The sequence below is a fragment of the Streptomyces sp. SJL17-4 genome (assembly GCF_036826855.1).
Taxonomy (GTDB): domain Bacteria; phylum Actinomycetota; class Actinomycetes; order Streptomycetales; family Streptomycetaceae; genus Streptomyces.
On sequence record NZ_CP104578.1, the window covers coordinates 4,736,843 to 4,763,752 of the forward strand.

General features: G+C 72.8%; 25 protein-coding genes. 16 read left to right on the forward strand and 9 right to left on the reverse strand.

What is annotated here, in order from left to right; translation table 11 throughout:
• Positions 1 to 8: 8 nt before the first annotated feature.
• The 3 genes from N5875_RS21315 to N5875_RS21325 all read right to left on the reverse strand — a co-directional run bounded on the left by N5875_RS21315 (position 9) and on the right by N5875_RS21325 (position 3,981).
• Positions 9 to 2,147 (reverse strand): ABC transporter permease, encoded by a 2,139-nt coding sequence (locus N5875_RS21315; protein WP_338495436.1) that lies wholly within the window; start codon positions 2,145 to 2,147, stop codon positions 9 to 11.
• Positions 2,141 to 3,028 carry an ABC transporter ATP-binding protein gene (locus N5875_RS21320; RefSeq protein ID WP_338495437.1) on the reverse strand — a complete coding sequence of 296 codons (888 nt, stop codon included), beginning with the start codon at positions 3,026 to 3,028 and terminating at the stop codon, positions 2,141 to 2,143. The genes N5875_RS21315 and N5875_RS21320 overlap by 7 nt, the downstream gene beginning before the upstream one ends.
• A gap of 134 nt (positions 3,029 to 3,162) precedes the next feature.
• Entirely contained in the window at positions 3,163 to 3,981 is an 819-nt protein-coding gene (locus N5875_RS21325) for an NAD(P)H-binding protein (RefSeq protein ID WP_338495438.1), read from the reverse strand.
• 93 nt (positions 3,982 to 4,074) lie between these two features.
• Between N5875_RS21325 and N5875_RS21330 the strand changes: the two genes are divergently transcribed.
• The 7 genes from N5875_RS21330 to N5875_RS21360 all read left to right on the forward strand — a co-directional run bounded on the left by N5875_RS21330 (position 4,075) and on the right by N5875_RS21360 (position 10,856).
• Positions 4,075 to 4,464 carry a helix-turn-helix domain-containing protein gene (locus tag N5875_RS21330; RefSeq protein ID WP_318207969.1) on the forward strand — a complete coding sequence of 130 codons (390 nt, stop codon included), beginning with the start codon at positions 4,075 to 4,077 and terminating at the stop codon, positions 4,462 to 4,464.
• Positions 4,461 to 5,627, forward strand: a complete 1,167-nt coding sequence (locus N5875_RS21335; RefSeq protein ID WP_338495441.1) for a DUF2786 domain-containing protein — start codon at positions 4,461 to 4,463, stop codon at positions 5,625 to 5,627. Before N5875_RS21330 ends, N5875_RS21335 begins: the two co-directional genes overlap by 4 nt.
• 406 nt (positions 5,628 to 6,033) lie before the next feature.
• Complete coding sequence (locus tag N5875_RS21340) at positions 6,034 to 8,103, forward strand: FUSC family protein (protein ID WP_318210606.1); 2,070 nt, start codon at positions 6,034 to 6,036, stop codon at positions 8,101 to 8,103.
• 162 nt (positions 8,104 to 8,265) lie between these two features.
• Positions 8,266 to 8,907, forward strand: coding sequence for a hypothetical protein (locus N5875_RS21345; protein WP_338495442.1), 642 nt, complete (start codon positions 8,266 to 8,268; stop codon positions 8,905 to 8,907).
• Between the two features lie 145 nt (positions 8,908 to 9,052).
• The gene (locus N5875_RS21350; RefSeq protein WP_338495443.1) at positions 9,053 to 9,601 is read left to right on the forward strand and encodes a SigE family RNA polymerase sigma factor; all 549 of its coding nucleotides are present in this window, start codon (positions 9,053 to 9,055) and stop codon (positions 9,599 to 9,601) included.
• Between the two features lie 86 nt (positions 9,602 to 9,687).
• Complete coding sequence (locus tag N5875_RS21355) at positions 9,688 to 10,395, forward strand: hypothetical protein (RefSeq protein WP_338495444.1); 708 nt, start codon at positions 9,688 to 9,690, stop codon at positions 10,393 to 10,395.
• A 248-nt stretch (positions 10,396 to 10,643) separates the two neighbouring features.
• Positions 10,644 to 10,856 (forward strand): DUF397 domain-containing protein, encoded by a 213-nt coding sequence (locus N5875_RS21360; protein ID WP_173861569.1) that lies wholly within the window; start codon positions 10,644 to 10,646, stop codon positions 10,854 to 10,856.
• 96 nt (positions 10,857 to 10,952) lie between these two features.
• Here N5875_RS21360 and N5875_RS21365 read toward each other — a convergent pair whose 3' ends face one another.
• The gene (locus N5875_RS21365; protein WP_030324106.1) at positions 10,953 to 11,450 is read right to left on the reverse strand and encodes an ATP-binding protein; all 498 of its coding nucleotides are present in this window, start codon (positions 11,448 to 11,450) and stop codon (positions 10,953 to 10,955) included.
• A 306-nt stretch (positions 11,451 to 11,756) separates the two neighbouring features.
• Between N5875_RS21365 and N5875_RS21370 the strand changes: the two genes are divergently transcribed.
• From N5875_RS21370 to N5875_RS21400, 7 genes are all read left to right on the forward strand, one after another.
• Positions 11,757 to 12,629 (forward strand): helix-turn-helix transcriptional regulator, encoded by an 873-nt coding sequence (locus N5875_RS21370; RefSeq protein WP_318210610.1) that lies wholly within the window; start codon positions 11,757 to 11,759, stop codon positions 12,627 to 12,629.
• Positions 12,630 to 12,691: 62 nt separating this feature from the next.
• Positions 12,692 to 14,149, forward strand: a complete 1,458-nt coding sequence (locus N5875_RS21375; protein ID WP_318210611.1) for an aldehyde dehydrogenase family protein — start codon at positions 12,692 to 12,694, stop codon at positions 14,147 to 14,149.
• Between the two features lie 90 nt (positions 14,150 to 14,239).
• Positions 14,240 to 14,779: a DinB family protein gene (locus N5875_RS21380; protein ID WP_318210612.1), complete on the forward strand. Its 540-nt coding sequence runs from the start codon at positions 14,240 to 14,242 to the stop codon at positions 14,777 to 14,779.
• 53 nt (positions 14,780 to 14,832) lie between these two features.
• The gene (locus tag N5875_RS21385; RefSeq protein ID WP_338495446.1) at positions 14,833 to 15,474 is read left to right on the forward strand and encodes a PadR family transcriptional regulator; all 642 of its coding nucleotides are present in this window, start codon (positions 14,833 to 14,835) and stop codon (positions 15,472 to 15,474) included.
• Positions 15,475 to 15,565: 91 nt separating this feature from the next.
• A complete protein-coding gene (locus N5875_RS21390) occupies positions 15,566 to 16,534 on the forward strand; it encodes an ATP-binding cassette domain-containing protein (RefSeq protein ID WP_338495448.1) in 969 nt (322 codons plus the stop codon).
• Positions 16,531 to 17,295 (forward strand): ABC transporter permease, encoded by a 765-nt coding sequence (locus N5875_RS21395; RefSeq protein WP_318210615.1) that lies wholly within the window; start codon positions 16,531 to 16,533, stop codon positions 17,293 to 17,295. The genes N5875_RS21390 and N5875_RS21395 overlap by 4 nt, the downstream gene beginning before the upstream one ends.
• A 256-nt stretch (positions 17,296 to 17,551) precedes the next feature.
• A complete protein-coding gene (locus N5875_RS21400; RefSeq protein ID WP_338495449.1) occupies positions 17,552 to 18,748 on the forward strand; it encodes an exo-alpha-sialidase in 1,197 nt (398 codons plus the stop codon).
• Between the two features lie 24 nt (positions 18,749 to 18,772).
• Here N5875_RS21400 and N5875_RS21405 read toward each other — a convergent pair whose 3' ends face one another.
• From N5875_RS21405 to N5875_RS21415, 3 genes are all read right to left on the reverse strand, one after another.
• A complete protein-coding gene (locus N5875_RS21405) occupies positions 18,773 to 20,191 on the reverse strand; it encodes a glutamate decarboxylase (RefSeq protein WP_318210617.1) in 1,419 nt (472 codons plus the stop codon).
• A 98-nt stretch (positions 20,192 to 20,289) separates the two neighbouring features.
• A complete protein-coding gene (locus tag N5875_RS21410) occupies positions 20,290 to 21,573 on the reverse strand; it encodes an ion channel protein (protein WP_338495451.1) in 1,284 nt (427 codons plus the stop codon).
• A gap of 246 nt (positions 21,574 to 21,819) precedes the next feature.
• Positions 21,820 to 22,188 carry a YbjQ family protein gene (locus tag N5875_RS21415; protein WP_318210619.1) on the reverse strand — a complete coding sequence of 123 codons (369 nt, stop codon included), beginning with the start codon at positions 22,186 to 22,188 and terminating at the stop codon, positions 21,820 to 21,822.
• Positions 22,189 to 22,338: 150 nt separating this feature from the next.
• On the opposite strand from N5875_RS21415, the gene N5875_RS21420 reads away from it, so the two are divergent.
• On the forward strand, positions 22,339 to 23,049 hold the full coding sequence (locus tag N5875_RS21420) for a VTT domain-containing protein (RefSeq protein WP_318210620.1): 711 nt from the start codon (positions 22,339 to 22,341) through the stop codon (positions 23,047 to 23,049).
• Between the two features lie 30 nt (positions 23,050 to 23,079).
• Here the strand turns inward: N5875_RS21420 and N5875_RS21425 are convergent, their stop codons facing one another.
• Together N5875_RS21425 and N5875_RS21430 are read right to left on the reverse strand one after the other, a co-directional pair.
• Positions 23,080 to 24,762 carry a threonine/serine exporter family protein gene (locus N5875_RS21425; RefSeq protein ID WP_318210621.1) on the reverse strand — a complete coding sequence of 561 codons (1,683 nt, stop codon included), beginning with the start codon at positions 24,760 to 24,762 and terminating at the stop codon, positions 23,080 to 23,082.
• A 115-nt stretch (positions 24,763 to 24,877) separates the two neighbouring features.
• A complete protein-coding gene (locus tag N5875_RS21430; protein ID WP_024758444.1) occupies positions 24,878 to 25,369 on the reverse strand; it encodes an inorganic diphosphatase in 492 nt (163 codons plus the stop codon).
• 102 nt (positions 25,370 to 25,471) lie between these two features.
• Between N5875_RS21430 and dacB the strand changes: the two genes are divergently transcribed.
• A complete protein-coding gene (gene dacB / locus N5875_RS21435) occupies positions 25,472 to 26,875 on the forward strand; it encodes a D-alanyl-D-alanine carboxypeptidase/D-alanyl-D-alanine-endopeptidase (protein ID WP_338495457.1) in 1,404 nt (467 codons plus the stop codon).
• Positions 26,876 to 26,910: the final 35 nt, after the last annotated feature.

Genomic DNA, 26,910 nt, shown 5'->3' on the forward strand with positions numbered 1-26,910 from the left:
ATCGCCGCTCAGCGCGTCAGGCGCCACGCGGGGAGGGCCGACGCGGCGATCGCGACCGTCGCGCACACGCCCGCCGCCGCGCCCACCGTGGCCCACGGGAGGGCCATGGCCACCGGGGCGGAGAGGGCGGCGAGGCCCGCTCCCAGGGCGCCCAGGACCAGCGCGGTCACCGCGAGGCCGAGCAAGGTGCCGATCGCCACCGCGAGGGTCGCCTCCCCCGTCACCACCCGCAGGATCTGGGCCCGGGTGGCCCCGGCGAGCCGGAGGGAGGCCAGTTCTCCGCCGCGCACGGAGGTCGCCATGAGCAGGGTGTTGGCGAGGCCGATCACCGTGTAGACGAGGGCGATGCCGAGGACCAGGACCATGCCGAGCCGGGCCTGTGGGCTGCCGCTCGGCGGGCGTTCGGCGTCGGCCCACGCGTCGGCCGTCCTGACGGTGCCGCCGCTCGCCTCCAGGGCCGGCGCCGTGGCCGTACCACCGCCGCGTGCGTCGATCCGGTCGGGGACGGAGCCGGGGGCGTTCGCCCGGGTGACGTACGGGCCGTTGTCGCCGGTCCCGAGGGCGAGGACGGCCACGACCCGGAGCCGTACCGGACCGGTCCCGTCCGCCCGCCAGACCTCGACGGTCTCGCCCACCCGGCGCCGCTCGAACTCCTCGTTGACGACGATCGACCGGTCGTCGAGGTCCCGCGGATCGCCGGCGACCACCGGCAGCCGGGCGAGCTCGGCGAAGGCCGCCGGATCGGTGACGGCCCGCGCCCCGTACTTCACGACGGCCGCGTCCCCGTCCCGTACGAAGACCGAGGTCGGCCCCGTGGGGGAGACGACGGCCCCGGCGGGCGCCGCCACCGGTCTCAGGGCCGGTCCCGCCACGACGTACTCCGCGGCCGTCTGCTCGCGCGCTTCGGCGCCCTTCGCGCGCGTGACGCTCGTCGCCGAGCCGAAGAGCGTCCCGGCGAGCGCCACGGTCACGAGGACGGGAGCGGCGACGGCGGCGGTACGGCGGACCGAGGCGGCGCTGTTCTCCCGTACCAGCGTCCCCACGGCCCCCCGCAGCCGCAGCAGCCGGGCCACCGGGCGGACCAGGAGCGGGGAGAGCAGGGCGATGCCGGTGATCAGGAGCATCGGGAGGGTCGTGTACGTCTTCCGCTTGAGCAGCGCGGACGGGTCCGCGGCGTACGTCTGGACGAGAAGCCCCAGGCCGGCCAGGAGCAGTCCCGTACCGAGCAGGGCCCGACCGAGCGGCAGAGTGTCGGCGTCGACGTCCGCCTCGCGGAGCGCGGCCGTCGGGCCGACCTTCCCGGCCCGCCGGGACGCGGCGAACGCCCCTGCCAGGGCGACCGTCACACCCGTCCAGAACGCGGCGTGGAAGGGCCAGGGCGGGCCACCGACCCTGAACCACGCGGGCGCGAGGCCACCGTCGACGAGGGTCCTGGCGAGCAACGGCGCGCCGGCCGCGCCGAGCGCGCACCCGGCGGCGGAGGCGAGGACGCCGAGCGCCGTGGCCTCGGCGAGGAGGAGCCGGCGGATCTGCCCGGGGGTGGCTCCGGCGGTCCTGAGCAGCCCGAACTCGCGGCGGCGCAGGGCGACGGCGAAGGCGAAGGTGGAGGCGACGACGAAGACGGAGACGAAGGCGGTGACGCCGCCGGAGGTGCCGAGGAGGGCGTTGACGCCGACGAGCGCGTCGGCGTCCCGGTCGTGGTCGGGGTCGGCGCGCCGCCGTTCGTCGCCGGTGAGGACCTGGGCGCGATCCCCGACGAGTGCGCGGACCTCGGCGGCCTCGGCGGCGGGAGCGTCGACGCCGACGGCGTCGGGAGCGCCGGAGGTGGGGCCGCCGGAGGTGGTGAGGGTCCAGCGGGCCCCCAGCTCGCGCAGCAGTTCGCTGTCCACAGGCTGTGGACGGTCGAGTCGCCGCGCAACGGACACGGTCTCGGGCCCGCGCCGTACGTCCAGGATCAGTCGGTCCTGACCCTGCACCACGACGGGCGAGGACGCGAACCGCTGAGGAGGGCGTTCGGGTGCGTGAAAGGTGGCGGACAGCCCGAGGCCCATGGTGGCGAGCAGCCCGACGCCGAGCGCGAGCGCGACGAAACCGCCGAGGAAGGAGGCCCAGCGGGCGCGGAGACCGGAGAGGACGACGGTCAGCACGAGGCGCTCCCGGTGGGGGAGGCGGAGAGGGAGGCGGTGGGGGAGGCGGTGGGGGTGCGGGCCGGGCCCGGGTGCGCGCCCGGTGGGGCCGTCTCCACGTCGGGCATCCGTGCCGCGACCGTCTCCAGAGCCGTCATCCGTGCCGCGACCGTCTCCATCGTCGGGTCCGGCAGTTCGCCCGCCACGCGCCCGTCGACCAGGAAGACCACACGGTCCGCGCGGGCCGCGGCCACCGGGTCGTGGGTGACCATGACGATCGTCTGGCCGTCCCGGTCGACCAGCTCCCGCAGCATGTCGAGCACCTCGCGGCTCGTCGTCGAGTCGAGCGCGCCGGTCGGCTCGTCGCCGAAGAGAACCGCCGGCCGGGTGGTCAACGCGCGGGCGATCGCCACCCGTTGTTGCTGTCCGCCCGACAACTCGTCCGGCCTGTGCCGCTCCCGCCCCGCGAGCCCGACGCGGGCCAGGGCCTCCCGGACCTCCGTACGGGACGGGCGGCGGCCGGCGAGCCGGAGGGGCAGGGCGACGTTCTGCGCGGCCGTGAGGGCGGGCAGCAGGTTGAAGGACTGGAAGACGAAACCGATCCGGTCCCGCCGCAGCAGGGTCAGCCGTCGCTCGCTCAGCCCTTCGAGAGCGGTCCCGCCGACCTCCACCCGCCCGGAGGTGGGCCGGTCGAGGCCGGCCGCGCACTGGAGCAGCGTGGACTTGCCGGAGCCGGAGGGGCCCATGACGGCGGTGAAGGTCCCGGCGCGGAAGTCGAGGTCGACGCCGTCGAGGGCGCGGACGTCCCGGTGGTGCCGGGTGAGCCCGCGGAGCCGTACGGCAGAGGTGGAGGCGGTCGGGGCGGTGGGGCCGGTGGCGGCGGTGGGGGCTGTCGAGGTCATGCCCCAAGCGAACCGTTTCCGCCGCCGCCGATCACGACCACTGACGGGCGTCCGGAAGGTATGCCTGGCCCTACCCCCGAGCCGGGCCGGTCCCTCGTACGTACCTACCCCGGACCCGCCCCCTCCGAGCCCGGTCAGTCCCTCCGTACGGCCTTCACGAACACGTCCAGCGCGTCGAGCGGTTCGCGGCCGCCCAGCAGCGTGCGCAGGTCGCTCTCGATCCCCGTACCGTCCATGAAGCCGTGGGCGATCGCCGAGTACGTGCTCGCCAGCATCGGCACCTGGAACGGCACCGCGCCGGACGCGGCGATCGCGGCGCGGGCGTCGGCGAGCGTGCCGGGGGCGTAGGTGGCGCCCAGGGCCTCCGCGAGGTCGGCGCCGCCGAGGGCACGCTCGCCGACGAGCTCGTACACCCGGTTCCGGTGGGCGGCCGGGTCCGTCGCGACCGAGACGGCGATGTCGGCGAGGTCCGCGCGGGCGACGGCGGCGAGGCGGCCCTCGCCCAGCGGGCCCGTGATCCGGTTCTCGGCGTCGGGCGTGGCGATCCAGGTCAGGAACTCGGCGTACAGGCCGTTGCGGAGGATCGTCCAGTCGAGGGTGGCGGAGCTCCGCAGCCGCCGCTCGGTCCAGCGGTGGGCGAGCGCGTACGTGAGGTGGTCGCCGTCCCCGGAGAGGCTGGTGTAGACGACGTGACGTACGCCCGCCGCCTCCGCGGCCGACAGCGCGGCCTCGTGACGGGCCACGACCGTGTCGTCCTCTCCGTAGCCGGCGGAGATGAGCAGCAGCGTCTCCACCCCGGCGAAGGCCTCCGGCAGCGTCTCGGGCGCGTCGAAGTCGAGGCGGTGGGTGCCGGGCAGCCCCGCGCGCGTACCGAGGACGACGTCCTGACGACCGGCGAGCCGTTCGGTGACGAGCGAGCCGAGAGCGCCGGATACACCGGTGACGAGCAGCATGTTTCCCCCTGGGGCCGTGGTGGGCCGTGGTGACGACGTGATGGCTGAGACCATCGTGAGGGGACGGAGAAGATCGCGGAAGGAGGCACATTGATGTCCGAGGGGCACACGGAGGTAACCACCGAACCGTTGGTGAGCTGCGCGGAGGAGTGCGGGGTACGGGACGTCCAGGACCGGCTCGGCGACAAGTGGACCGTGCACGTGGTCGTCGAACTCGCGGCGGGGCCGCAGCGGTTCAGGGAACTCCAGCGGCTCGTCACCGGGATCTCGCAGCGGATGCTGACCCTGACACTGCGCCGCCTCGAACGCGACGGGCTCGTCTCGCGGACGGTGTACCCGACGACGCCGCCGCAGGTCGAGTACGCGCTGACGGAGACCGGGCACAGCATGACCCACCTGATCAAGCAGCTCGTCGACTGGTCGCTCGACCACCGCTCGGTGATCGCCCGGTCGCGCGAGGCATGGGACACGAGGACGGCGTGAGCACGAGCAACACCGGCAGCACGGGTAACACGGGTAGTAGCGGCAGCACGGTCGACAGGGCCTTCGAGGCGCTGTACGCGAGTGACGACGGGTCCCTCGACACCGCGGCGTCGCTGCTGGCCGCCGACCGGAGTGCCGACGCGGAACTGAGGCGGCGCGGCGAGGAGTTCGTGCGGACCCTGTGGGGGCGTGGGTGGCAGCCCGCTGATCTCGTACGCGTCGCCCGCCGCGAGCTCTCCGACGAGCACCTCCTGGTCCTGGCCGGGCTGATCCTGACCGAGACGGGCCGCTACGAGACGCTGCCGCACCGCTGGCGGTCCCAGCTCGACGAGCTGGACGTGTCGCCCGGCCGGCCGACGGACCGCTTCTCGTACGCGACGACGGTCCTGGAGCTGTACCGGCTCCTGGTGCGGCTGCCGCGGCTGGACGCGGTCGGCCCGGTGCCGGGGGAGACGCTGCCGCCGGCGACGGCCGGGGAGCCGCGGATGCTGACCCGGATCCGGGCGCTGCTCGCGAAGGCGGAGGCGACGGGGTATCCGGAGGAGGCGGAGGCGCTCACGGCCAAGGCGCAGGAGCTGATGGCGCGGCACAGCCTGGACGAGGCGACACTCGCGGCGGGGGCGCCGTCGCCGGAGACACCGGGAGCGATACGGATCGGGGTGGAGCCGCCGTACGAGCAGGCGAAGGCGATCCTGCTCGACGCGGTGGCGACGGCGAACCACTGCCGGGCGGTGTGGAACGAGACGTACGGGTTCTCGACGGTGGTCGGCTTCGAGGCGGACCTCGACCCCGTGGAGCTGCTGTACACATCGCTGCTCGTGCAGGGGACGGCGGCGATGACGCGGGCGGAGGCGGAGCAGCGGGCGGGGGGCCGCAAGCGCACGAAGTCGTTCCGGCAGTCGTTCCTGCTGGCGTACGCGAACCGGCTCGGCGCGCGTCTCGCGGCGACGTCCCGCCGCGTGGCGTCCGAGGCGCCGACCCTCCTCCCGGCCCTCGCCTCCCGGGACCTGGCGGTCAGCACCCGCACGGACGAACTCTTCCCGGAAACCCGCGCCACGCGCGTGCGTGCGGCCTGGGACGAGGAGGGCTGGACGCACGGCGCCTCGGCAGCGGACCGTGCGGGCCTGGGCCCGGGCCGACGGGGGGTCGAGGGCCGCGGCTGACCGGGCGGGCCGGCGAGTACGGGGCTGACTGTGTGGGGCGGGCAGGCGCGGGTGCGGGGCTGCGCGGCACCCCCTGCCGCCTGGGCTGCGCCGCGCCCCCGCCCGCTCCCGGCTGCGACGCCCCCCGCCCGCCCCGCGGGGCTGCGCCGCACCCCTCGCCCGCCCCTGGGCCGCCCGCACTCGCACCGCCCGCCCGGGCTGGGCTGCTCCCCCGCCCCCCGGCTGCGCTTCACCCCCGCCGCCTGGGGCGCCGCCCCCGCCCGAGGCTGCGCCGCCCCCCGCCCGCCCGAGGCTGCGCCGCACCCCCCTCACCAGCCCCCGCCCGCCCCCGGCAGGGTTTCGGGAAGGGGTGGGGTGGGGTGGGGGGAAAGTCCTGTTCTGGGGTGATCGCGGATACGCTCGGGACATGAGCTGGCTCCGGGCGTTGAGGGAGACCGCCCGCTCCGGGCTCACCGTCGAGCGGCGGCGGCTGGCCCCCGTCATCGCCGCCCGCGCCGCCCTCGGGCTCGCCCTCGTCGTCGGCTTCTCGCTCGCCGTCTTCGGCCCGGCCGTCGCCGCCGCCTCCGCCTTCGGCGCCTTCCAGGCGGCCATCGCCACCTTCCAGCGTTCCTGGCGCCCCCGCCCCACCCTCGCCCTCGCCTCCGGCGCCAGCCTCGCCGTCTCCACCTTCCTCGGCTATCTCACCGTCTCCCACGACGCACTCTTCCTCGCCCTGCTGCTCCTCTGGACGTTCCTCTCGGGCTTGGCCTGGGCCGCCGGTCCCACAGTCGGCATCATCGCGTCCTCGAACGTGGCGATCATGCTCGTGACCGTCACCCTCCCCACCTCCGTCGCCACCGCCGCCGGGCACGCCGTCATGATCTTCGCGGGCGGTGTCGTCCAGGCCGCCCTGGTCGTCCTCCTGCCGGTCCGCCCCTGGGGCGCCCAGCGCGACGCCCTCGCGGACGCGCTCGCCGCCGAGGCGGACTACGCCCGCCGCCTCCGCCACGACCCGGTCGCTCCGTTCGACCCCGTGCCCCTCATGACCGCCCGCAGCGCCGCCGCCGTGACGCCCGGCCAGGCCCGGCGCCGCCCTTCGGAGCTCCACGGCGCCCGCGGCCTCGCCGAGCGCATCCGCCCGGTCCTCGCCTCCCTCGCCGACCCGGCCGTCGGCGTCCCGGAGGAAGGCCCGGCACGCGCGCGCGTACGGGAGCTGCTCGCGTCCGCGGCCTCCGTCCTGGACGCCGCCGCCCACGCCATCCGGCACGGCGAACCCGTCACCCTCCCGCCACCCGCCGTCGCCGCCCTCCGCACCCCCGACACCGGCGCGATCCTCCACGGCCCGTCCCGCCGCGCCGCCCTCCGGCTCGTCGCGCTGCTCGGCGACGTCGTCGAGACGGCCGAGCCGAGGACGGAGACCTCGGCCCACGGCGCCACGGCCCGCGAGCGCCCCACCCTCGTCCGCCTGACCCCGATCGTCGTCGCGAAGGCGCGCGCCGAGCTGCGCCGGGACTCGCCGATCCTGCGCCACGCGATCCGCGTCTCGGCGGTCACGGCCGCCGGCTACCTCCTGGGCGCGGTGCTGCCCTTCGGGCACGGCTACTGGGCGCCGATGGCCTCGGTGATGGTGATGCGCCCGGACTTCTCGCAGACGTACGCGCGCTCGGTGGCCCGCTTCGGCGGCACCCTCGTCGGCGTGGCCCTCGCGACGGCGGTCGTCCAGGCGGCCCACCCGGACCTCTACCTGTCGGCCGGTCTCGCCGTGCTGTGTGCCTTCGCGATGTACCTGCTGATGCGCACGGGGTACGCGGCCGGCCAGGTCTTCGTCGCCGCGTACGTCGTGTTCCTGCTCGGCATGGAGGGCGTGGGGGTCACGCAGACCGTGCGGGACCGGGTGATGCTGACCCTCATCGGCGGGCTCCTCGCGATGCTCGCGTACGCCGTCTACCCGGCCTGGGAGACGCCCCGGCTGCGCGGCCGGCTCGCGGACTGGCTCGCGTCGGTCGGCCGGTACGCGGCCGCCGTCACCGCGCGGTACGCCGATCCGGCCGGGCCCGGCAGCCCCGACGTCCGGGAGGCGCTCCTGAACACCCGCGCGGCCCGGGTCGCCTGGCAGGAGGCCGTGGAGAGGGCGACGCACGAGCCCGTACGGCACCGGGGCCTCTCGCACGCGGCCACCGAACAGGCCGACCACGCGCTGGCGGAGTTCGGGCGGGTGGCGATGCTCATGGAGGCGCATCTGCCGGAACGCGGCGCCGAGCCCGTGTCCGCCGCCGCGACCCTCGCGGAGTCCCTGCGCCGGGCGACGGAGCGGGGCGCCAAGGACGTACGGGAACGCAAGGCGCCCGGCTGGGACGACCTGCGCGAGACGCTCGACGCCTGGTCCGACGACCCACCGGACCACTTCCTGCTGCACAAGGGCGCGGTGCTCCTCCTGGAGGCCCTGGACGAGGTCACGACGGCCTTGACGGACTCCACGCGTGCGCGTGCGCGGTAGCCCCCGGCCCAGCCCCCCCCCGCGACCCAGACCCCGCCCCCGCCCCCTACGAATTTCGCCGGAATGTCATCCGGGCTGTGGCCGGGCGGAGTTGGTAGGGGAAGAGGGGCGCGGACGTACGCGGTCCTCCATCGACATCCCCTCCCTTCCAGGAGCAACCGCATGAAGAAGTACTGGCTGGCGGCCGCCGGCGTCGTGGCCGCCGTGGCGATCGCGGCACCGTCGGCCGTCGGAGCGCCCACCGAGACCTCCACGACCTCCGAGACCTCCACGACCTCCGCGACCTCCACGGCCTCCACCGCGACCCGTCCCGAAGCCCGGACCGAGCCCGCCAAGGTCACCCCGGCCAAGGCCGCCGTGCCCGCCCCGAACCCGGTCGTCACCGTCCGTCCCGGCCGGCGCGTGGACGCCGGCGGGGGCTTCACCGTGTGGCTGACCCACGACGGCAAGCACTGGACGGGCCCGGACGGCTACGAGAACTTCCGCAGCGTCGTCGACGGCAACATCGACCGCTCCCAGCCCGGCGTGAGCCACCAGAGCGAGGGCGACGCGACGGGCGCCTTCCACTCCGGCCTCTACTACGGGACCCGCAAGGCGGGCCGCGTCGAACTGAGCGACGCCGAGGGCCACAAGACCGTCGCCACCCTCATCGCCCTGCCCGGCCGCCCCGACTGGGGTGTCTGGTACGCCCACACCGGGCCGGACGGGAACGGCGGCAGCAGCCTCGGCGTCACTCTCTACGACCGCGAGGGCAAGCTCCTGGCCGAGCTTCCGGGCTTCGACTTCCCGGCCGGCCGCGGCTGACCCGTGGCAGAAACGTGGCGGGGCCCGGCACGGGGCGGGCCCCGCCGCCTCTCCCCGTTCCGCTTCACCACCTCTCCCGCTCCGCTCCACGGCTCCTCAGGTCCATCGAGCCACCGTCCACCGACCGATCGCGAGGTCCGACACCGTGCCGCACGAGTCCGCCACCGAGGACGACGGCTTCACCGAGTTCGCCGTCGCCGCCTGGCCGCGTCTGGTGCGTACCGCCCAGCTCCTGACCGGGGACTTCCACGAGGCCGAGGACCTGGTGCAGACGACGCTCGCCAAGGTGTACGCGCGGTGGCGACGCGTTCCCCGCGGGGAGATCGACCTCTATGTGCGCAGGGCGCTGATCAACAACAACCTCAGCCGGATCCGCCGGAAGCGGGTCGTCCATCTCCTGACCCCGGTCCTGCCGGAGTCGCTGCGCCACACTTCCGCGGGTCATGCGGAGGCGGTCGAACAACGCACCGCGCTCCTGGCCGCGTTAGCGGATCTGACCGCCCGCCAACGCGCGGTCATGGTGCTCCGCTACTGGGAGGATCTGACCGAGCTGGAGATCGCGAGCGTGCTCAACTGCTCGATCGGCACGGTCAAGACCCACGCCCGCCGCGGTCTGACCGCGCTGCGCGCCCACCCGGGGCTCGTCACCGTCCCCGCCCCGTCTCTCCCCGCCCCTACCGGAGCCCGACGATGACCCCCGCAAGGCCGACGACACCCCCCGATCCCCAGCCCCAGCCCCAGCCCCATCCTCATCCCCTTCCCGAACCCGACCTGCGTGCGGTGTTCGCGCGAGCCGCCTCCGACGTCACCCCGGGGCCTCTCCCGCTGGAGGCCGTCCGGCGCGCGGGCCGGGCGCGCCGGCGGCGCCGTACGACCGCCCTGTCGGCGCTCTCGGTGCTCGCGGTCGCGACGGCCGTGGTGGCCGTCGTCGTCGTCCTGACCCCCGTACGCCCGTCCCCGTCGGCCCCGGGACCGGGTCCGGCCCCCGTCGCCGTGCCGCCGACCGTCGTGCCGACCTCGGCGCCGCCCGTACGTACGAGCGACGCACCGCCGCCGCCGGACCCGACCCCGATCAGGGTCGTCGCCTCCGGCGAGCGGGTGAACGCCGGGAAGGGCTGGAAGGTCTGGCTGACGGCGGAGGGCAAGCACTGGGTCGGGCCGGACGGTTACGAGAACGTCCGCAGCGTCACCGACGGCAACATCGACCTGAGCTCGCCGGGCGTGAGCCACCAGAGCGAGGGGAACGCGAACGGAGCCTTCCACTCGGGGCTCTACTACGGGACCCGTACGGCGGGCCGCGTCGAGCTGAGGAACGCCGAGGGCCGCACGGTCGTCGCCACCCTGCTCGAACTGCCGGGCAGACCGGGCTGGGGCGTCTGGTACGTGCACACCGGGCCGGGGGTGGGGGACGTCAGCCCGGTGCTGTACGACCGCGCGGGCAAAGTCCTCTCCGAGCTGCCCCTGCTCCCCACGGGCGACGGCCCCTGAGCGGGGCGGCGCCTTCCTGGACCTCCGACCAAGATCGGGACTCGTAGAAGGCCCGTAGGGTGAGAGGGTGCACGGCGTCGTACCGGCTGGTAGCACGCTCTGTCGCGTAGCCGCTACGCCACCCCCCGTGCACGTGCATCTGCTCATGCATCGGCATATGAACACAGCTATGATCCGAGGAAGTTGACACCTGCACCAAGCAACTCGGGGAGCTACCAGTGCATCATGCGCATCGCGCGTACAACGGCATGGCGGCCACGGAGCTGCGAGGCGTCGTGTGGCAGAAGAGCAGGCACAGCAACTCCCAGGGATCCTGTGTGGAGTTCGCCAAACTGCCGGGGGGAAACGTTGCCGTACGCAACTCGCGCCACCCCGAAGGCCCCGCCCTCGTCTACACGCCCGCGGAGATAGAGGCGCTCCTCCTCGGCGTCAAGGACGGGGAGTTCGACCACTTGGTGTGAGCGCGACGCGGATGTGTGCATGAAGGAAGGGCCCCGGCGGCATCCGCCGGGGCCCTTCATCCGTCCATCCCGTCTCCGTGCGCGGCGGCGGCGCGGCTACTCCGGACCGATCCGGAACAGCGCCCACACCACCTTGCCCCGCAGCGTGCCGGCGAGCGGGTGCCACCCCCAGCTGTCGCTGAACGAGTCCACCAGGAACAGTCCGCGTCCCGACTCGGCGGCGAAGTCCTCCTCGCCTCCGCGCGCCTCCGGGCTCTCCCTGCTGGGGTCGCGCACGGCGCACACCAGGCGCGAGGACCAGCGCATCAAATGCAGGCGAACCGGTGGGTTCTGGCCTTCTTCCTGGGGCGCGTCGGCGGGCACCGCATGGCGCAGCGCGTTGGTGACGAGCTCGGAGACGACCAGGGCCACGTCGTCGAAGCGTTCGGTCAGCTCCCAGCGGTCGAGCGTCGCACTGGTGAACTTCCGGGCTCCGCGCACGGCTTCGTATCGCGCGGGCAGCGCGCAGGAGGCGGAGGTGGAGACGGCGCCGGGATCGATCGGCGGAAGGCCCTGCCGTAACGGCTCGAGCACGGTCGATCCATTCGTCCCCATGCGAGGCACTCCCGGGAATCGCGACTGTGGTGCGACAACACGACAATACGAACGAGTACGCGGCTGCGCGGGTCCATGGTTCCGAATGCGACCACTGGATGCAAGGGCAGATGCACGTGCACGCGCCGGACCTGTCCGTCCCCGTGCCTAATCTGTGCATAAGTCGTCCGCCCCTGGAGGGGAACTTTCTGCGGCTGCCCGGAACTCGCCGTCTTTCCGTAATCGAATGTGTACGCGCTGAAGCGTTTGGTGGCAGAATCCGGGGCTCGACGGGGGCTCGACACCGTAAAGGGGAGGCTGGGAGCCGTGACCGCAGGCGAATCGGGCGGAGCGAGCGGGAGTGTGGTGCGGCGCATTCTGCTGGGCTCACAGCTGAGGCGGTTGCGCGAGTCGCGCGGGATCACCCGCGAGGCAGCCGGTTACTCGATCCGCGCGTCCGAATCCAAGATCAGCCGTATGGAGTTGGGTCGGGTGAGCTTCAAGGCCAGGGACGTCGAGGATCTGCTCACGCTGTACGGGGTCGGGGACGAGGCCGAGCGCGGCTCGCTCCTCGGGCTCGCCCGCGAGGCCAACGTCGCGGGCTGGTGGCACAGCTTCGGCGACGTCCTGCCCGGCTGGTTCCAGACGTACATCGGTCTGGAGGGCGCCGCCTCCCTCATCCGTGCCTACGAAGCGCAGTTCGTCCACGGCCTGTTGCAGACCGAGGCGTACGCCCAGGCCGTCGTCACCCGGGGCATGCCCGACGCCCCCGCCGTCGAGATCGACCGGCGGGTCGCACTCCGTCTCGAACGGCAGAAGGTCCTCGTCTCCGAGCGCGCCCCGCAGTTCCACGCCGTCCTCGACGAGGCCGCGCTGCGCCGCCCCTACGGTGACCGGTCCGTCATGCGGGGCCAGTTGAGGCACCTCATCGAGATCTCCGAACACCCGGGCGTCACGCTCCAGATCATGCCCTTCAGCTTCGGCGGGCACGCCGGAGAGAGCGGCACCTTCACGATGCTGAGCTTCCCCGAGTCCGACCTCTCCGACATCGTCTATCTGGAGCAACTCACCAGCGCCCTCTACCTCGACAAGCGCGAGGAGGTCGCGCAGTACCAGCGCGTGATGGAGCGACTGCAGAAGGAAGGGCCGGATCCGGCCGAAAGTCGTGATCTTCTCCGGGGACTCCTCCAACTCATCTGATACATCAGTACGATGACGCAACATCAGTCGCACTGCAGGTAGCGGGTAGAGGGGTCTCCACCATGTCGCACTTCACCGACCTGGCCCACCAGTACATCGACGGCGAGTGGAAGCCCGGCAGCGGCTCGTGGGACATCATCGACTTCAACCCGTACACCGGGGAGAAGCTCGCGTCGATCACGGTCGCCACCGCCGGTGAGGTCGACCGGGCGTACCGCGCCGCGGAGCGCGCCCAGGCCGAGTGGGCCGAGACCAACCCGTACACCCGCCGGCTCGTCTTCGAGCGGGCCCTGAGGATCATCGAGGACCGCGAGGAGGAGATCGCCGAGACGATCGTCGCCGAGCTCGGCGGCACCCGTCTCAAGGCCGCCTTCGAGCTGCACCTCGCCAAGGAGTTCCTGCGCGAGGCGGTGCAGCTGGCGCTGCGTCCCGAGGGGCGCATCCTGCCCTCCCCGGTCGACGGCAAGGAGAACCGTGTCTACCGCGTCCCGGTCGGCGTCGTCGGTGTCATCTCCCCCTTCAACTTCCCCTTCCTCCTGTCGATCAAGTCGGTCGCGCCCGCACTGGCCCTCGGGAACGCCGTCGTCCTCAAGCCGCACCAGAACACCCCGATCTGCGGCGGCACCCTCGTCGCCAAGGTCCTGGAGGAGGCCGGTCTGCCCGCCGGTCTGCTGAACGTCGTCGTCACCGACATCGCCGAGATCGGCGACGCGCTCCTGACCCACCCCGTCCCGAAGGTCATCTCCTTCACGGGCTCCGACAAGGTCGGCCGCCACGTCGCCACGGTCTGCGCGCAGAACTTCAAGCACGCCGTCCTCGAGCTCGGTGGCAACAGCGCCCTGATCGTCCTCGACGACGCCGACGTCGACTACGCGGTGGACGCGGCCGTCTTCAGCCGCTTCGTGCACCAGGGCCAGGTCTGCATGGCCGCCAACCGCATCCTGGTGGACCGGACCGTGGAGGAGGAGTTCACCGAGAAGTTCGTGGCGAAGGTGAAGACCCTGCGCGTCGGTGACCCTGCCGACCCCGCCACCCACATCGGTCCGCTCATCAACTCCCAGCAGGCGGAGGCCGTCTCCTCGCTCGTCGACCAGACGGTCGAGGCCGGCGCCACGGCGCTCCTGCACGGCACGGTCGACGGCAACCTGGTCTCCCCGTCCGTCCTCACCGGCTTCGCCCCCGACGCCGCGATCCTGGGCCAGGAGATCTTCGGCCCGGTCGCCCTGATCGTCCCCTTCGACGGCGAGGAGGAGGCCGTACGGATCGCCAACGACACCCCGTACGGGCTCAGCGGCGCCGTCCACACGGGGGACGTCGAGCGGGGTGTACGGATCGCCAAGCGCATCCACACCGGCATGATCCACATCAACGACGGCACCGTGCACGACGAGCCGATCGTGCCCTTCGGCGGCGAGAAGCACTCGGGCGTCGGGAGGCTCAACGGCGAGGCGATGGTGGAGAGCTTCACCACCCAGAAGTGGATCTCGATCCAGCACGGCCGGAGCCGGTTCCCCTTCTGAGCCCACCGCCTCCCCTTGAGGACACTCCCTGTCCTCAAGCCTCCGTAGCGTGGTCGGTGTCAGAAGGTTCAGCTACGGAAGGCGGACATCATGGTGGCTCTCGTTCCCGCGGAGGCCCACGGCGACGAGCGCGGCGCGCTCCTCGACTTCGTCGAGGCCCAGCGCGCCGCGCTCCGTCGCTCGCTCCTCGGTCTCAGCGAGGAGCAGGCGGCGAGCCGCCCCAGCGCCAGCGAGCTCAGCCTCTCCGGGCTCGTCAAGCACGTCGCCGAGGTCGAGCTGAACTGGCTGCGGCTGGCCCAGCAGCGACCGAACGAGAGGCAGCGCAGCCAGGAGACCTGGGGCGACGGCTTCCGTCTCGTGGAGGAGGAGACGATCCCGGAGATCGTCGAGTTCTGGGCGGGTGTGGCGAAGGAGACCGAGGAGTACGTCCGCTCGGTGCCGAGCCTCGACGACACCTTCCCGTTGCCCGAGGCGCCCTGGTTCCCGGAGGACGGGCGGGTGTCGATCCGCTGGATGCTGCTCCACCTGGTGCAGGAGGCCGGCCGGCACGCCGGCCACGCGGACATCATCCGCGAGTCCCTGGACGGCAAGGGCTCCTTCGACCTGATCGCGGAGGAGCGAGGACGGTGACCACGCGCGCGTACCCTGGTCAAAATTGACTAGATCGACTGGGAGGTACGGCGATGTCGGCGATCCGGCTCCTGGTGCTGGGCGCGGTGAAGCAGCACGGCCGCGCGCACGGCTACCAGGTCCGCAACGACCTGGAGTTCTGGGGCGCGCACGAGTGGTCCCACGCCAAGCCCGGCTCGATCTATCACGCGCTGAAGCAGATGGCGAAGCAAGGGCTGCTGCACGCGCACGAGGTGGCGCCGAGCGCGGTGGGCGGGCCGCCGCGCGTCGAGTACGAGCTGACGGAGCGCGGCCTCGAGGAGTACTTCGCACTGCTGCGTGAGGCGCTGACCACGTACGACCAGGAGATGGACGTCCTGTCGGCGGGCATCGGTTTCATCGTGGACCTGCCCCGCGAGGAGGCCGCGGAGCTGCTGCGGCAGCGGGTGCGGGCCCTCGACGAGTGGCGGACCACGGTCACCCGGTACTACACGCCGGAGGGTGGCCCCGGCCAGCTCGGGCACATCGGCGAGATCATGCACATGTGGGTCCACTCCGCGGACGCCGGCAAGGAGTGGACGCTCGGCCTGATCGAGCGGATCGAGGGCGGGGCGTATGTGTTCGCGGGCGAGGGGGAGCCCTTCGTGGGCGTCCTCGCCGAAGGGGAGGAGAACCCCTTCGCGGTCTCATCGAGCACGGTCGAAGAGACCGACTAATCAAGTTTGACTAACTGCCCGAGAGGGCATACCTTCCTCCGTCGGTGGCTAGTGGTCAAATTTGACTACGAAGATTTCGGGAGGAATCGAGATGACAGCGACTGCGGACGCGATCCTCGTGGAGGGCGCGCGCAAGCGGTACGGCGAGAAGGACGCCCTGGCCGGCCTCGACCTCACGGTCCGGCGCGGCACGGTCCACGGCCTGCTCGGGCCCAACGGCGCGGGCAAGACGACGACCGTACGGATCCTGGCCACGCTGCTCCGCCACGACGAGGGCCTGGTGCGGGTGGCGGGGCACGACGTACGGACCGAGGCCCGGGAGGTACGGCGGCGGATCGGGCTCCTCGGGCAGCACGCGGCGCTGGACGAGGAGCTGGGCGGTCGGCAGAACCTGGAGATGTTCGGGCGGCTCCACCACCTCGGCGCGCGGCGCGCGGGCACGCGCGCCGACGAGCTCCTGGAGCGCTTCGGCCTCACCGACACCGGCCGCAAGCCGGTCAAGCAGTTCAGCGGCGGCATGCGGCGGCGGCTCGACCTGGCGGCCTCCCTGATCACGGAGCCCGAGGTGCTCTTCCTCGACGAGCCGACGACCGGACTCGACCCACGCGGGCGTGGCGAGGTCTGGGAGTCGGTGCGCTCGCTCGTCGGCGGGGGCACCACGGTGCTGCTGACCACGCAGTACCTGGAGGAGGCCGACCAGCTCGCCGACCGGATCTCGGTCGTGGACCAGGGGCGGGTCGTGGCCGACGGCACCGCCGACGAGCTCAAGGCGCGGGTCGGCGTGGACCGCATCGACGTGGTCGTACGGGACGGGGCGCGGCTCGACGAGGCGGCCGGGCTGCTGCCCGTGCCGCGGGCCGAGGTGAGCGTGGACGCCGACCGGCGGCTGCTCAGCGCGCCGGTGGCGGACCGGATGGCCTCGCTCGCCGAGACCGTGCGGGTGCTGGCGGCGGCGGGGATCGAGGCGGAGGACATCGCCCTGCGGCGGCCGACGCTGGACGAGGTCTTCCTGCACCTGACGGACCGGAACGAACCCCTGCGGCAGGAGGTGACGGCATGAGTGCCGCGTACGTGGTGAGCGACTGCTGGACGATGACCCGCCGTGAGCTGGCGCACTGGGCGCGGCAGCCGGTCCAGGTCCTGATCGGGCTCGTGTTCCCGGTGATGATGCTGCTGATGTTCGGCTACCTCGTCGGCGGTGGCCGGAGCGTCGACGGCGACTACGTCGACTTCCTGGTGCCCGGGATGCTCACGCTGACCATGGTGTTCGGGCTCGAAGGCACCATGACGGCGGTGACGCAGGACCTGAACAAGGGCGTGATCGACCGGTTCCGGGCGATGCCGATGACCGACGGCGCGGTGCTCGTGGGGCGGGCGGCCGCCGACATGCTCCAGTCGGCGGTGGGGCTGCTCGTGATGGTCGGCGTCGGGTACGCGATCGGCTGGCGGGCCGACAGGGGCCTGGGGAGCACCCTGGGCGCGCTGGGGCTGCTGCTCCTGCTGCGGTTCGCGATGCTGTGGATCGGGATCTTCCTCGCGCTGGTCGCGGGGCGGGCCGAGCTGGTGCAGGCGGTGCAGATCCTGGTCTGGCCCGTCGGTTTCCTCTCCAACGCCTTCGCCTCGCCGGACTCGATGCCGGGCTGGCTCGGCACGTTCGTGGAGTGGAACCCGATGTCGGCGACCGCGACGGCGGTCCGTGAGCTCTTCGGCAATCCGGGTGGTGAGCCGGGGCACGTCTGGGCGGCGGTGGTCTGGCCGCTGGTGCTGCTCGCGGTCTTCTTCCCGCTGGCGGTACGGAAGTTCGGACGGCTGGGGAAGTAGCCGGGAAGCAGTGGCGCGGAGGTGGGAACCCGGGGGCGGTGAGCGGTGTATTGAAAGCAGCGGTTCACCGCGGACCGCCCGAGGGAGGACAGGGGGACGTGCGATGCGCAGGCCGGTGGGAGGAGTGGCCGGCGCCGTCGTGGCGCTGGTGTTGGCGGTGTTGAGCGGGTGTACGGAGTCGAAGTCGGCTGTGGGGGAAGGGGGTTCGGGCGTTCCGGGCGCTTCGGGCGCTTCGAGTCCTGTGGGCGACGGTCCGGTGGGCGACGGTCCGGTCGGCAAGGGGCCGGGAGGCGACGGTCCGGTCGGCAAGGGCCCGGGAGGCGACGGTCCGGTCGGCAAGGGCCCGGTGGCGCGGCCCGATCCGGGACTGTTCGGGGCGCCGCCCCGGATTCCGTCGGCGCCGGGGCTGCCCGGCTGGGCGCACAGTCTGGGCTTCGCGCGGGACGGCAGCGGGTTCGCGCTGCTCGCCTCGTGTGTGAGTGACCCGGCGGCCCCGGCGAACGGCTTCTGCCGGCAGCATGTGGCCGTGCGGGACGCGGGGGCGAAGGAATGGGTGCTGCGGCGGTCCCCGCTGCCGCGGGTGTCGGGGACGGACGGCATATCGGCGGATCTGGTGCCCCTCGGCCCCGGCCGGGCGCTCGTCGAGGAGGGCGGCGCCGAGCCGGGCTCGCGGACCTGGTTCACGAAGGACGGCGGGCGCAACTGGCGGGCGGGCGACCGGCGTACGGTCGGGACGATCCCGGAGATACCCGTCGGGGCGGTGCTCGGCACCGACTGCGCCGCGCCGTCCGAGGCCCTGCCGGACGACTGCGAGCGGCAGCGTCTCGTAGTGATCTCGCCGCAGGACGGCCGACGCCGGGCGCTGGCCCGGGTCCCCCTCCTGGGGGCGCATCCCCGTCCCCAGGAGCAGCCGGAGCCCGACGGGTCCTGGTGGGTCTCGGGTACGGACCCGCTGTCCGGGCGGGCGGCGGTCGCCGTCTCCCGGGACGGGGGCCGTCGCTGGACGGTCAGCCGGCTGCCGAGTCCCGTCGCGAGCCCCGGATGGCACACGGCGGTGGCGGTGGGCAGGGACGCGGTGTACGCGGCGGAGATGGGGGAGTTGGTGGGCGGTGAGCCCGTCAAGAACCCGATGAGGGCGCTGCACCGGTCGGTGGACGGCGGCAGGACCTGGCAGCGGATGTGGACGACGGGGCCGAGCGAACAGCCCCGCAGTCTGCTCGGCCTGCCGGTCCCGGGGCCCGGCGGCCGGGTGGAGATCGGCGCGGAGCTCTCGGGGTACGGGAGCGTGGACGGCGGGCGTACGTTCGCCCGGCTCGACGAGGGGTCGCACCACACCCGCCGCACCCCGCTGGGCCTGCTGCGTGAGGCGTCGCGCTGCGAGTACGCGCTGACCGTGGACGGGGTGCGCTGGTCGAAGTTCCGGCTGGCCTGCGACGACCCGGTCGGTGACTGACCGGGTCGGGGCGCGGCAGGAGCCCTAGTGGTGGAAGGAGGTCGCCGTGCTCTCGTCGTGGGTGAACGGATGGGACTGGCTCCGCAGTTCGGGCAGCAGTCGGCTCAGATCCTCGACGAGGAGTCCGGCGAGGTCGGCGGAGAAGCCGTTGCGGCAGACCACGCGCAGCACGGACAGGTCCTCGCGGTTGGCGGGGAAGGTGTAGGCGGGGACCAGCCAGCCGTGCTCGCGGAGCCGCCGGGAGACGTCGAAGACGTTGAAGGAGGTGACGTCGGGGGTGGTGGTGAAGGCGAAGACGGGTAGTTGGTCGCCGCGGGTGAGGAGGCGGAAGTCGCCCAGGGCCTCGATCCGTTCGGCGAGGCCGCGGGCGATGTCGCGGGAGGTCTGCTGCACCACCCGGTAGCCCTCCCGTCCGAGCCTGAGGAAGGTGTAGTACTGCGCGACGACCTGGGCGCCCGGCCGGGAGAAGTTGAGGGCGAAGGTGGGCATGTCGCCGCCCAGGTAGTTGACGCGGAAGACGAGTTCCTCGGGGAGTTCGGCGGGGGAGCGCCACAGGGCCCAGCCGACGCCCGGGTAGACCAGACCGTACTTGTGACCGGAGGTGTTGATGGAGGAGACGCGGGGGAGCCGGAAGTCCCACACCAGGTCGTCGTCGAGGAAGGGGGCGACCATGCCGCCGGAGGCGCCGTCGACGTGGACGGGGATGTCGAGACCGGTGCGTTCCTGGAGGGCGTCCAGGGCGGCGCAGATCTCGGCGACGGGTTCGTAGGAGCCGTCGAAGGTCGAGCCGAGGACGGCGACGACGCCGATGGTGTTCTCGTCGCAGAGCGCGGCGGCGGACTCGGCGTCGAGGTGGAAGCGGTCGCCGTCCATGGGGACGAGACGGGGTTCGACCTCCCAGAAGTTGCAGAACTTGTCCCAGCAGACCTGGACGTTGACGCCCATGACCAGGTTGGGGCGGGCGGCGCCCGGGTAGCGGTCGGCGTTCCGCTTGGTCCAGCGGCGCTTGAGGGCCATGCCGGCGAGCATGCAAGCCTCGCTGGAGCCGGTGGTGGAGCAGCCGACGGCGGTGGCCGGGTCCGGGGCGTTCCACAGGTGGGCGAGCATGGCGACGCAGCGGCGCTCCAGTTCGGCGGTGCGCGGGTACTCGTCCTTGTCGATCATGTTCTTGTCGCGGCACTCGCTCATCAGGACCCCCGCCTGGGGCTCCATCCAGGTGGTGACGAAGGTGGCGAGGTTGAGCCGGGAGTTGCCGTCGAGCATCAGCTCGTCGTGGACGAACTGATAGGCGCTCGACGGGGGCAGCGGCCCGTCGGGGAGCCGGTGGTGGGGCGGGGCCTCCGTCATACCGCCGACCGGGTTGGCCTCGCCGAAGAAGGGGTTGAGCGTGAGCCGGCGCACGGGTTCGGAGGGGGAGGCGGCGGGACCTTGGTGGAGCGGCATGGATGACTCCTTCTGTCCGGTGGGGAGGGCGGGGGGTCTCTCCGAGAGGGGGAGCGGGGGAGGTGCAGGGAGCCGGTTCTCTCCGAAGAGGGGCGGGGTCAGTGCAGGGAGCGGCCCTGAGGGTCGAGTTCGAGCTGGGGGCGGCCGGTGACGATCAGCCAGGCGGGGAGGGAGGCCAGGCAGAGCAGGGCGAGCATCGCGGGTGAGGCGGCGAGGACGGCGCCGACGAAGAGGCTGATCCAGCCCTGACGGGTGGTGGCGAGCAGGACGCCGAGGACGGCGGAGGAGATGGCGACCGCCGGATGGACCTCGGGGACGAGGGCCTGGGCGAGCAGCCCGAAGGCGGCGCCGATGAAGACGGCGGGGAAGATTCGGCCGCCCCGGAAACCGCAGGAGGCGGCGACGAGGAGGGCGAGGAGTTTGATCACGGCCAGCTTGGCGAGCTCGCCGGAGGACCAGCCGCCGATCGAGGAGGTGAGTTCCTTGATCTCCTCCAGTCCCTTGAAGAGGGTCAGGTGTCCGCCGAGGGCGCCCAGGAGGCCGAGGACGAGTCCACCGAGGGGCAGCACCAGCATGGGGTGGCGCAGGCGCTGGAAGGCGGCGTGGACATGGGGGAAGAGGTAGCAGGCGGCGAGGCCGAAGACGGCCGCGGCGGAGGCGATCGCCATGGCGGCGAGGAGGTCGCCCCAGCCGGGGTCGGTGAGGGGAGGGAGACCCATGGCGAAGCTGGGCTCGGCGAGCAGCTGGGTGGTCATGGACCCGGCGCCGGCGGCGACCAGCGGGGCGAAGAGCCGGTCCCAGAGCGAGCCGCGTCCCGGCGTGCCGGCGAGAGCCTCGGAGATGACGAGGGCGGCGGCCACCGGGGTGCCGAAGAGGGCGCCGATGGTGGCGGCCGAGGCGAGGGAGACCCAGATGGCACCCGGCAGGGCGGGGGCGGCCTTGCGGCCGAGCCAGTAGGCGAGGGCGATGTTGGCCGCGATGATCGGGTTCTCGGGGCCGAGGCTCACTCCGCCGGCGAGGGTGAGCGTGCTCGCGAGGAGGAGGCCAGGGACGATCCCGGGGGCGAGCGGCGCCCCTCCGAGGCCCTCCGAGGCCGGGTCGGGCCCGGCGTGTCCGGGGACCTTCCAGACCACGAGGCCCACGGCGATGCCCGCCGCCGTGAGCATGCTGATGATCCAGAGGGAGGAGTAGTCGCCGATCCCGAGGGCGTCGGGCAGGTCGTGCCAGAGGACGCCCTGGAGCTCCTCCGCGAGGGCGCTGATCCCCAGGAAGAGCAGGCTCGCCGCGACGCCGACCACGAGCGCGGGCAGCACCTGGGGGAGCAGGATCCGTGGCGGGGTCTCGGCGGCGGAGAGAGGAGGCGGAGCATGATCGGTGGCCACCGGCCCACCATAAGTGAGCAAATGCCGCACAACATCTCGAAATTCGGGTCGAACGGACGTGCACGCCATGCCCCCGCGACGCGATCGGGCCGCTCTCCACGGGACGCCGCGCTGCGGCCGCGACGCGACGGCCCACTGGGACGCCGCGCCGCGCCGCGCCGACCTCAGGGCCGACCCCAGCCGACCTCAGGGCAGACCTCAGCCGACCTCGGGGCCGACCTTGTGGGGAGGGCCCCGCCGCAGGGTTCAGGCGCGCGGTGCGATCACCACCGCCGTGCCGTACGCGCACACCTCCGTGCCCACGTCCGCCGCGTCCGTCACGTCGAAGCGGAACATCAGCACGGCGTTCGCGCCGCGCGCCCGAGCCTGCTCCACCAGGCGCTCCATGGCCTGGTTCCGGGTCTGCACGAGGGTCTTCGTCAGGCCCTTCAGCTCCCCGCCGACCATCGACTTGAGGCCCGCGCCGATCTGGCTGCCCAGATGGCGGGAGCGGACGGTGAGCCCGAAGACCTCACCGATCACCTGCCGGACCTCGAAGCCCGGCACGTCGTTCGTCGTCACGACCAGTACGTCGGGGTGCGACCCCTGGCCGCCTCCGTACTCCTCGATGCCCATCGGCATACACCTCCTGGCCCCCCAGCCTCGGGGGAGCGGGCCCTCTTCGCATCCTGTGGACCCAGGTGGAACCGGTCGCGTTCGGTTCGCGTTGATAGCTTGGGGCCAGTCGTCCCCCATGCCCCCACCGATCGCAGGAGCCCGGAACCCGTGAACACGCTTGCCCTCGGACCGAGCTGGTTGGACCCGGACTTTCTGATCGGAGAGTTCGGTCTGATCGGTGTCCTCGTCATCGTCTTCGCCGAGTCCGGACTCCTCATCGGGTTCTTCCTGCCCGGTGACTCGCTTCTCTTCACCACCGGCCTGCTCGTCACCACCGGAAAGCTCGACAAGCCCCTGTGGGTGGTGTGCACCCTCATCGTGGCCGCGGCGGTCATCGGCGACCAGGTGGGTTACCTCTTCGGCCGGAAGGTGGGCCCGGCCCTCTTCAAGCGTCCCGACTCCAAGCTCTTCAAGCAGGAGAACGTCGCGAAGGCGCACGAGTTCTTCGAGAAGCACGGCCCGAAGTCGCTGATCCTGGCCCGCTTCGTCCCGATCGTGCGGACGTTCACGCCGATCATCGCGGGCGTCAGCCGCATGAACTACCGCTCGTTCATCACGTTCAACATCATCGGCGGTGTGCTGTGGGGCGCGGGCGTGACCCTGCTCGGCGCCTCCCTCGGCAAGATCGACTTCGTGCACAAGCACATCGAGATGATCCTCATCGGGATCGTCCTGATCTCCGTGATCCCGATCGTGATCGAGTTCCTGCGGGCCCGCTCCCAGTCGAAGAAGGCGCAGGCCATGGGCGACGGCAGCGAGCACGACGCCCCCGGCACCCCGAACCCGCAGGGCTCCCGCGGCCGCCACGCCAAGCGCTGAGCCCCACCGGCACCGGGATCACCGCAGCAGCTAGAAGCCCCTGGTCCGCTTGGCCGCACGACGGGCCGCGGCGGCGCCGGGGGCCTGCATGAAGAGGCGGGCCAGCTCGCCTCCCAGGTTCACCCCGATCGCGATCGCCAGAGCCAGGGCCGCCGCCTTCGCCAGCGAGGCGAAGCCCTGGTCCAGGTTGTTCTGGGCGATCGCGAGCACTCCGAAGTACGTCGCCGAACCGGGCAGCAGCGGCCCGATCGCCGCCGTCACGTACGGCAGCGACGAGGTGTGCTGGTAGCGGGCGATCAGCTGCCCGAAGAGGCCCACCAGGCCCGCCGCCACCGCTGTCGCCATGACCGTCGACCCGTTCGCGGTCACCGCTATCGACGCGTAGATCACCCACGCCACCCCGCCGTTCAGCGTCGCGAACAGAACCGTCGCCCGTGACTGCTGCAACAGGATCGCGAAGGTCGCGCACAGCACCATCGACGCCAGGATCTGCGTCACCGGCCGCTCCACCGCCTCCAGCTTCCCCTCCGGGTTCAGCTGCGCGTCGAACTGCACGGCGATGTACAGCACCGACAGCACGCCCACCACGATCGCGACGAAGAAGTACGCGACCTCCAGGAGCCGGGCCGAGGCCGTGATGTAGAAGCCGGTCAGCCCGTCCTGCACGGCCGCCACCAGCGCCCGCCCCGGGATCAGCGCGAACAGGCCACCGGTGATCACCGCCGAAGGCCGCAGATCGGCGTGCAGCATCGTCAGCAGCACCCCCATCGCCGCCGGCGGCATCGCGGCCACCAGGAACTGGTAGAACTCGGGCATACCGCGCCCGGCGAACAGCCACGCCAGCCGGTCGCCGAGCACCGCGCCCAGCGCCGCCACGAAGAACACCGTCGGACCACCGCCGAGCAGCACCGAGGCCGCGCCGGCGAGTACGCCCGCCGCCGCCGTCAGGACCCAGCCCGGATACGGGTGCCGGTTGCGCCGTATCTCCGCGAGCCGCCCGTACGCCTCCTCCGGCGTCACCTCGTGCGCCTGCGCGTTGATGTCGGCGAGCAGCGTGTACACCGCCGCGAGCCGCGTGTAGTCCGTGCCCCGGCGCCGTACCGTCCGGTTCGCCGTGATCGGGTCGTCCACCAGCGACGGCTGGTAGGTGACGGACAACAGGGTGAACGTCACCGTCGGCTCGACCCGGTCCAGACCGTACGAGCGGCAGATCGCGAACATCGCCGCCTCGACGTCCTCCGCGCCCTCCCCGCCCGCGAGCAGCAGCTCGCCGATACGCAGGGTCAGGTCGAGCACCCGCGGTACCGAGGGACCGCTCTCGTCCTCCTTGCGCGTCGCCTCGGGCACCGGCCGCTCACCCACCGGCAGCCGCAGCATCGTCCGCATCCGGTCCTGCCACGGCGCGTCCTGCGAAAGCCGCACCAGGGGCACCCCGTACGCCGGGGTGAAGGCGGGCGGCGAGTTCTTCGCCGAGTAGGTGGCGGGCGGCGCGAACGCCGAACCCTCCTGCTCGGCCGGCGGCTCCGGCGTCAGCCCCGGGGGAAGGGCGAACTCGGAGGTCGGGTGCTCCTCCTCGGGCGGCGCGGGCTGCTCCACACCGGCCGGCGGCACGAACGCGCTCCGTGCCTCGTCCGACTGCGGCTTCCGGTCCTCCGGAGCTCCCTCGGGATCCCCGCCCGGACCGTTCTTCGAGCCGTCCGGCTCCGCCACCACTCTGTCCGCCTCACTCCCTGGGAACCGTGAATTCCAGTATGAGTGTGCGACGGATGTGCGAAAGGCGGTGCACCCAAGGGGTGCACCGCCTTCACGCCTTCAGTGCAGAACCGGCTCAGTGGCCGCCCTGCTCCTTGGCGCGCGCGTACGACTTCTCGATCTCTTCCTCGGCCTCGGCGCGGCCGACCCAGTCGGCGCCCTCGACCGACTTGCCCGGCTCCAGGTCCTTGTAGACCTCGAAGAAGTGCTGGATCTCCAGGCGGTCGAACTCCGCCACGTGGTGGATGTCCCGCAGGTGCTCCATGCGCGGGTCCGTGGCCGGGACGCACAGCAGCTTGTCGTCGCCGCCCGCCTCGTCCGTCATACGGAACATGCCGATGGCGCGGCACTTGATCAGGCAGCCCGGGAACGTGGGCTCGTCGAGGATGACGAGCGCGTCCAGCGGGTCGCCGTCCTCACCGAGGGTGTTCTCGACGTAGCCGTAGTCGGTCGGGTAGGCCGTCGACGTGAACAGACGACGGTCCAGGCGGATGCGACCCGTCTCGTGGTCGACCTCGTACTTGTTACGCGATCCCTTGGGGATCTCGATGAGAACGTCGAACTCCACGGGTGGCTCCTCCTGAATCAACACAAGTGAATGCTCGCGACGACGCGCGGTGATTAAGTGTCCCTCACGCACGTGTGTGATCGCGAAAGGGGCTGGTCAGCAATGCCCGAGCCGAGGATGTGGCAGCTCACGGCGGGCTCCGCCGCCCTCGGACTGGCCCTGGCCGCCGTGGCGGTGACCGCGGCCGGTCCGTGGGACTCGGGTCAGCGTACGGCGGAGCGGGCCCGCGCCGCCGCCCCGAAGGCGGGTGGCGCACATCACGCCCCGCCCGCCGCCCCCGCCCCGCCGAAGCGCCCCGCGCCCGCCCCGAGCGCCCCCGGCGTCCTCACCGCCCTGCACGCCCCGGCGCCCGCCGGACGCCCCGCGGACCTCGCCGCCCTCCTCGTACCGCTCCTCGCCGACCCCGGGCTCGGCCCGCTGCGGACGGCCTCCGTCGTCGACACCGCCACCGGCAAGCAGTTGTACGGCGAGGGCGCCGGCACCCCCATGACCCCCGCGTCCACGGTCAAGATCGCCACCGCCGCGGCCGCGCTCTCCGCCCTCGGCCCCGACCACCGCATCGCCACCTCCGTCACCGCCGCCCCCGACGGACGGACCGTCACCCTCACCGGCGGCGGCGACCCCACGCTCGACCCGGCCCGCCTCAAGGCCCTCGCGACCGACACCGCCCGCGCCCTCACCGCACGCGGCCACACCTCCGTACGCCTCACGTACGACACGAACCTCTACCCGGGCCCCTCGATCCACCCCATCGGCCCCAACGAGAACATCGCCCCCGTCGTCGCCCTCATGACCGACGAAGGGCGCCTCGACGACAGCGAGAGCGGCCCCGCTCCCCGCACCGGCGACCCCGCGGGCGACACCGCCGCCGCCTTCGCCGGCCACCTCGCCGACGCCGGCATCAAGGTCACCGGCGACCCGGCCCCCGGCCGCACCCCGAAGGCCGCCCCCCTCGCCCGTACCCACTCCGCCCCCCTCGCCGACCTCGTCGAGCACACCCTCACCCACAGCGACAACGACCTCGCCGAAGCCCTCGCCCGGCAGACCGCCCTCGCCCGCAAGAAGCCCGCGAGCTTCGACGGCGCCGCCCAGGCCGTCCGGGAGGAACTCGCCCGCCTCGGCCTCCCCGTCGCCGGAGCCCGCTTCGCCGACGGCAGCGGACTCGACCGCCGCGACCGCGTCTCCGCCGCCCTCCTCACCGGACTCCTCACCCGAGCGGCCGACCCCGCCCGCCCCGCCCTGCGCCCGCTCCTCACCGGACTGCCCGTCGGCGGCTTCACCGGCACGCTCGCCGGCCGCTTCGACACCGCGCCGGCCACCGAGGGCGCCGGACTCGTCCGCGCCAAGACCGGCACCCTGACGGGCGTCAACACCCTCGCCGGAACCGTCGTCACCGCCGACGGACGCCTCCTCGCCTTCGCGTTCCTCGCCGGCAGCACCCTCTCCCCGTACGAGGCGCAGCCCGCCCTCGACCGCCTCTCCGCCGCCCTCGTCGCACAGGACTGACCACCCCCGCCCCGGCGTCGACACCGCCCCCGACC

Coding starts and splice junctions, on each gene's coding strand:
- N5875_RS21395 (WP_318210615.1), top strand. CDS start 16,531: ATGAGTGCCGCGTACGTGGTGAGCGACTGCTGGACGATGACCCGCCGT.
- N5875_RS21340 (WP_318210606.1), top strand. CDS start 6,034: ATGAGCTGGCTCCGGGCGTTGAGGGAGACCGCCCGCTCCGGGCTCACC.
- N5875_RS21390 (WP_338495448.1), top strand. CDS start 15,566: ATGACAGCGACTGCGGACGCGATCCTCGTGGAGGGCGCGCGCAAGCGG.
- dacB (WP_338495457.1), top strand. CDS start 25,472: ATGCCCGAGCCGAGGATGTGGCAGCTCACGGCGGGCTCCGCCGCCCTC.
- N5875_RS21320 (WP_338495437.1), bottom strand. CDS start 3,028: ATGACCTCGACAGCCCCCACCGCCGCCACCGGCCCCACCGCCCCGACC.
- N5875_RS21405 (WP_318210617.1), bottom strand. CDS start 20,191: ATGCCGCTCCACCAAGGTCCCGCCGCCTCCCCCTCCGAACCCGTGCGC.
- N5875_RS21325 (WP_338495438.1), bottom strand. CDS start 3,981: ATGCTGCTCGTCACCGGTGTATCCGGCGCTCTCGGCTCGCTCGTCACC.
- N5875_RS21330 (WP_318207969.1), top strand. CDS start 4,075: ATGTCCGAGGGGCACACGGAGGTAACCACCGAACCGTTGGTGAGCTGC.
- N5875_RS21365 (WP_030324106.1), bottom strand. CDS start 11,450: ATGGGGACGAATGGATCGACCGTGCTCGAGCCGTTACGGCAGGGCCTT.
- N5875_RS21360 (WP_173861569.1), top strand. CDS start 10,644: ATGGCGGCCACGGAGCTGCGAGGCGTCGTGTGGCAGAAGAGCAGGCAC.
- N5875_RS21380 (WP_318210612.1), top strand. CDS start 14,240: ATGGTGGCTCTCGTTCCCGCGGAGGCCCACGGCGACGAGCGCGGCGCG.
- N5875_RS21415 (WP_318210619.1), bottom strand. CDS start 22,188: ATGGGCATCGAGGAGTACGGAGGCGGCCAGGGGTCGCACCCCGACGTA.
- N5875_RS21345 (WP_338495442.1), top strand. CDS start 8,266: ATGAAGAAGTACTGGCTGGCGGCCGCCGGCGTCGTGGCCGCCGTGGCG.
- N5875_RS21385 (WP_338495446.1), top strand. CDS start 14,833: ATGTCGGCGATCCGGCTCCTGGTGCTGGGCGCGGTGAAGCAGCACGGC.
- N5875_RS21375 (WP_318210611.1), top strand. CDS start 12,692: ATGTCGCACTTCACCGACCTGGCCCACCAGTACATCGACGGCGAGTGG.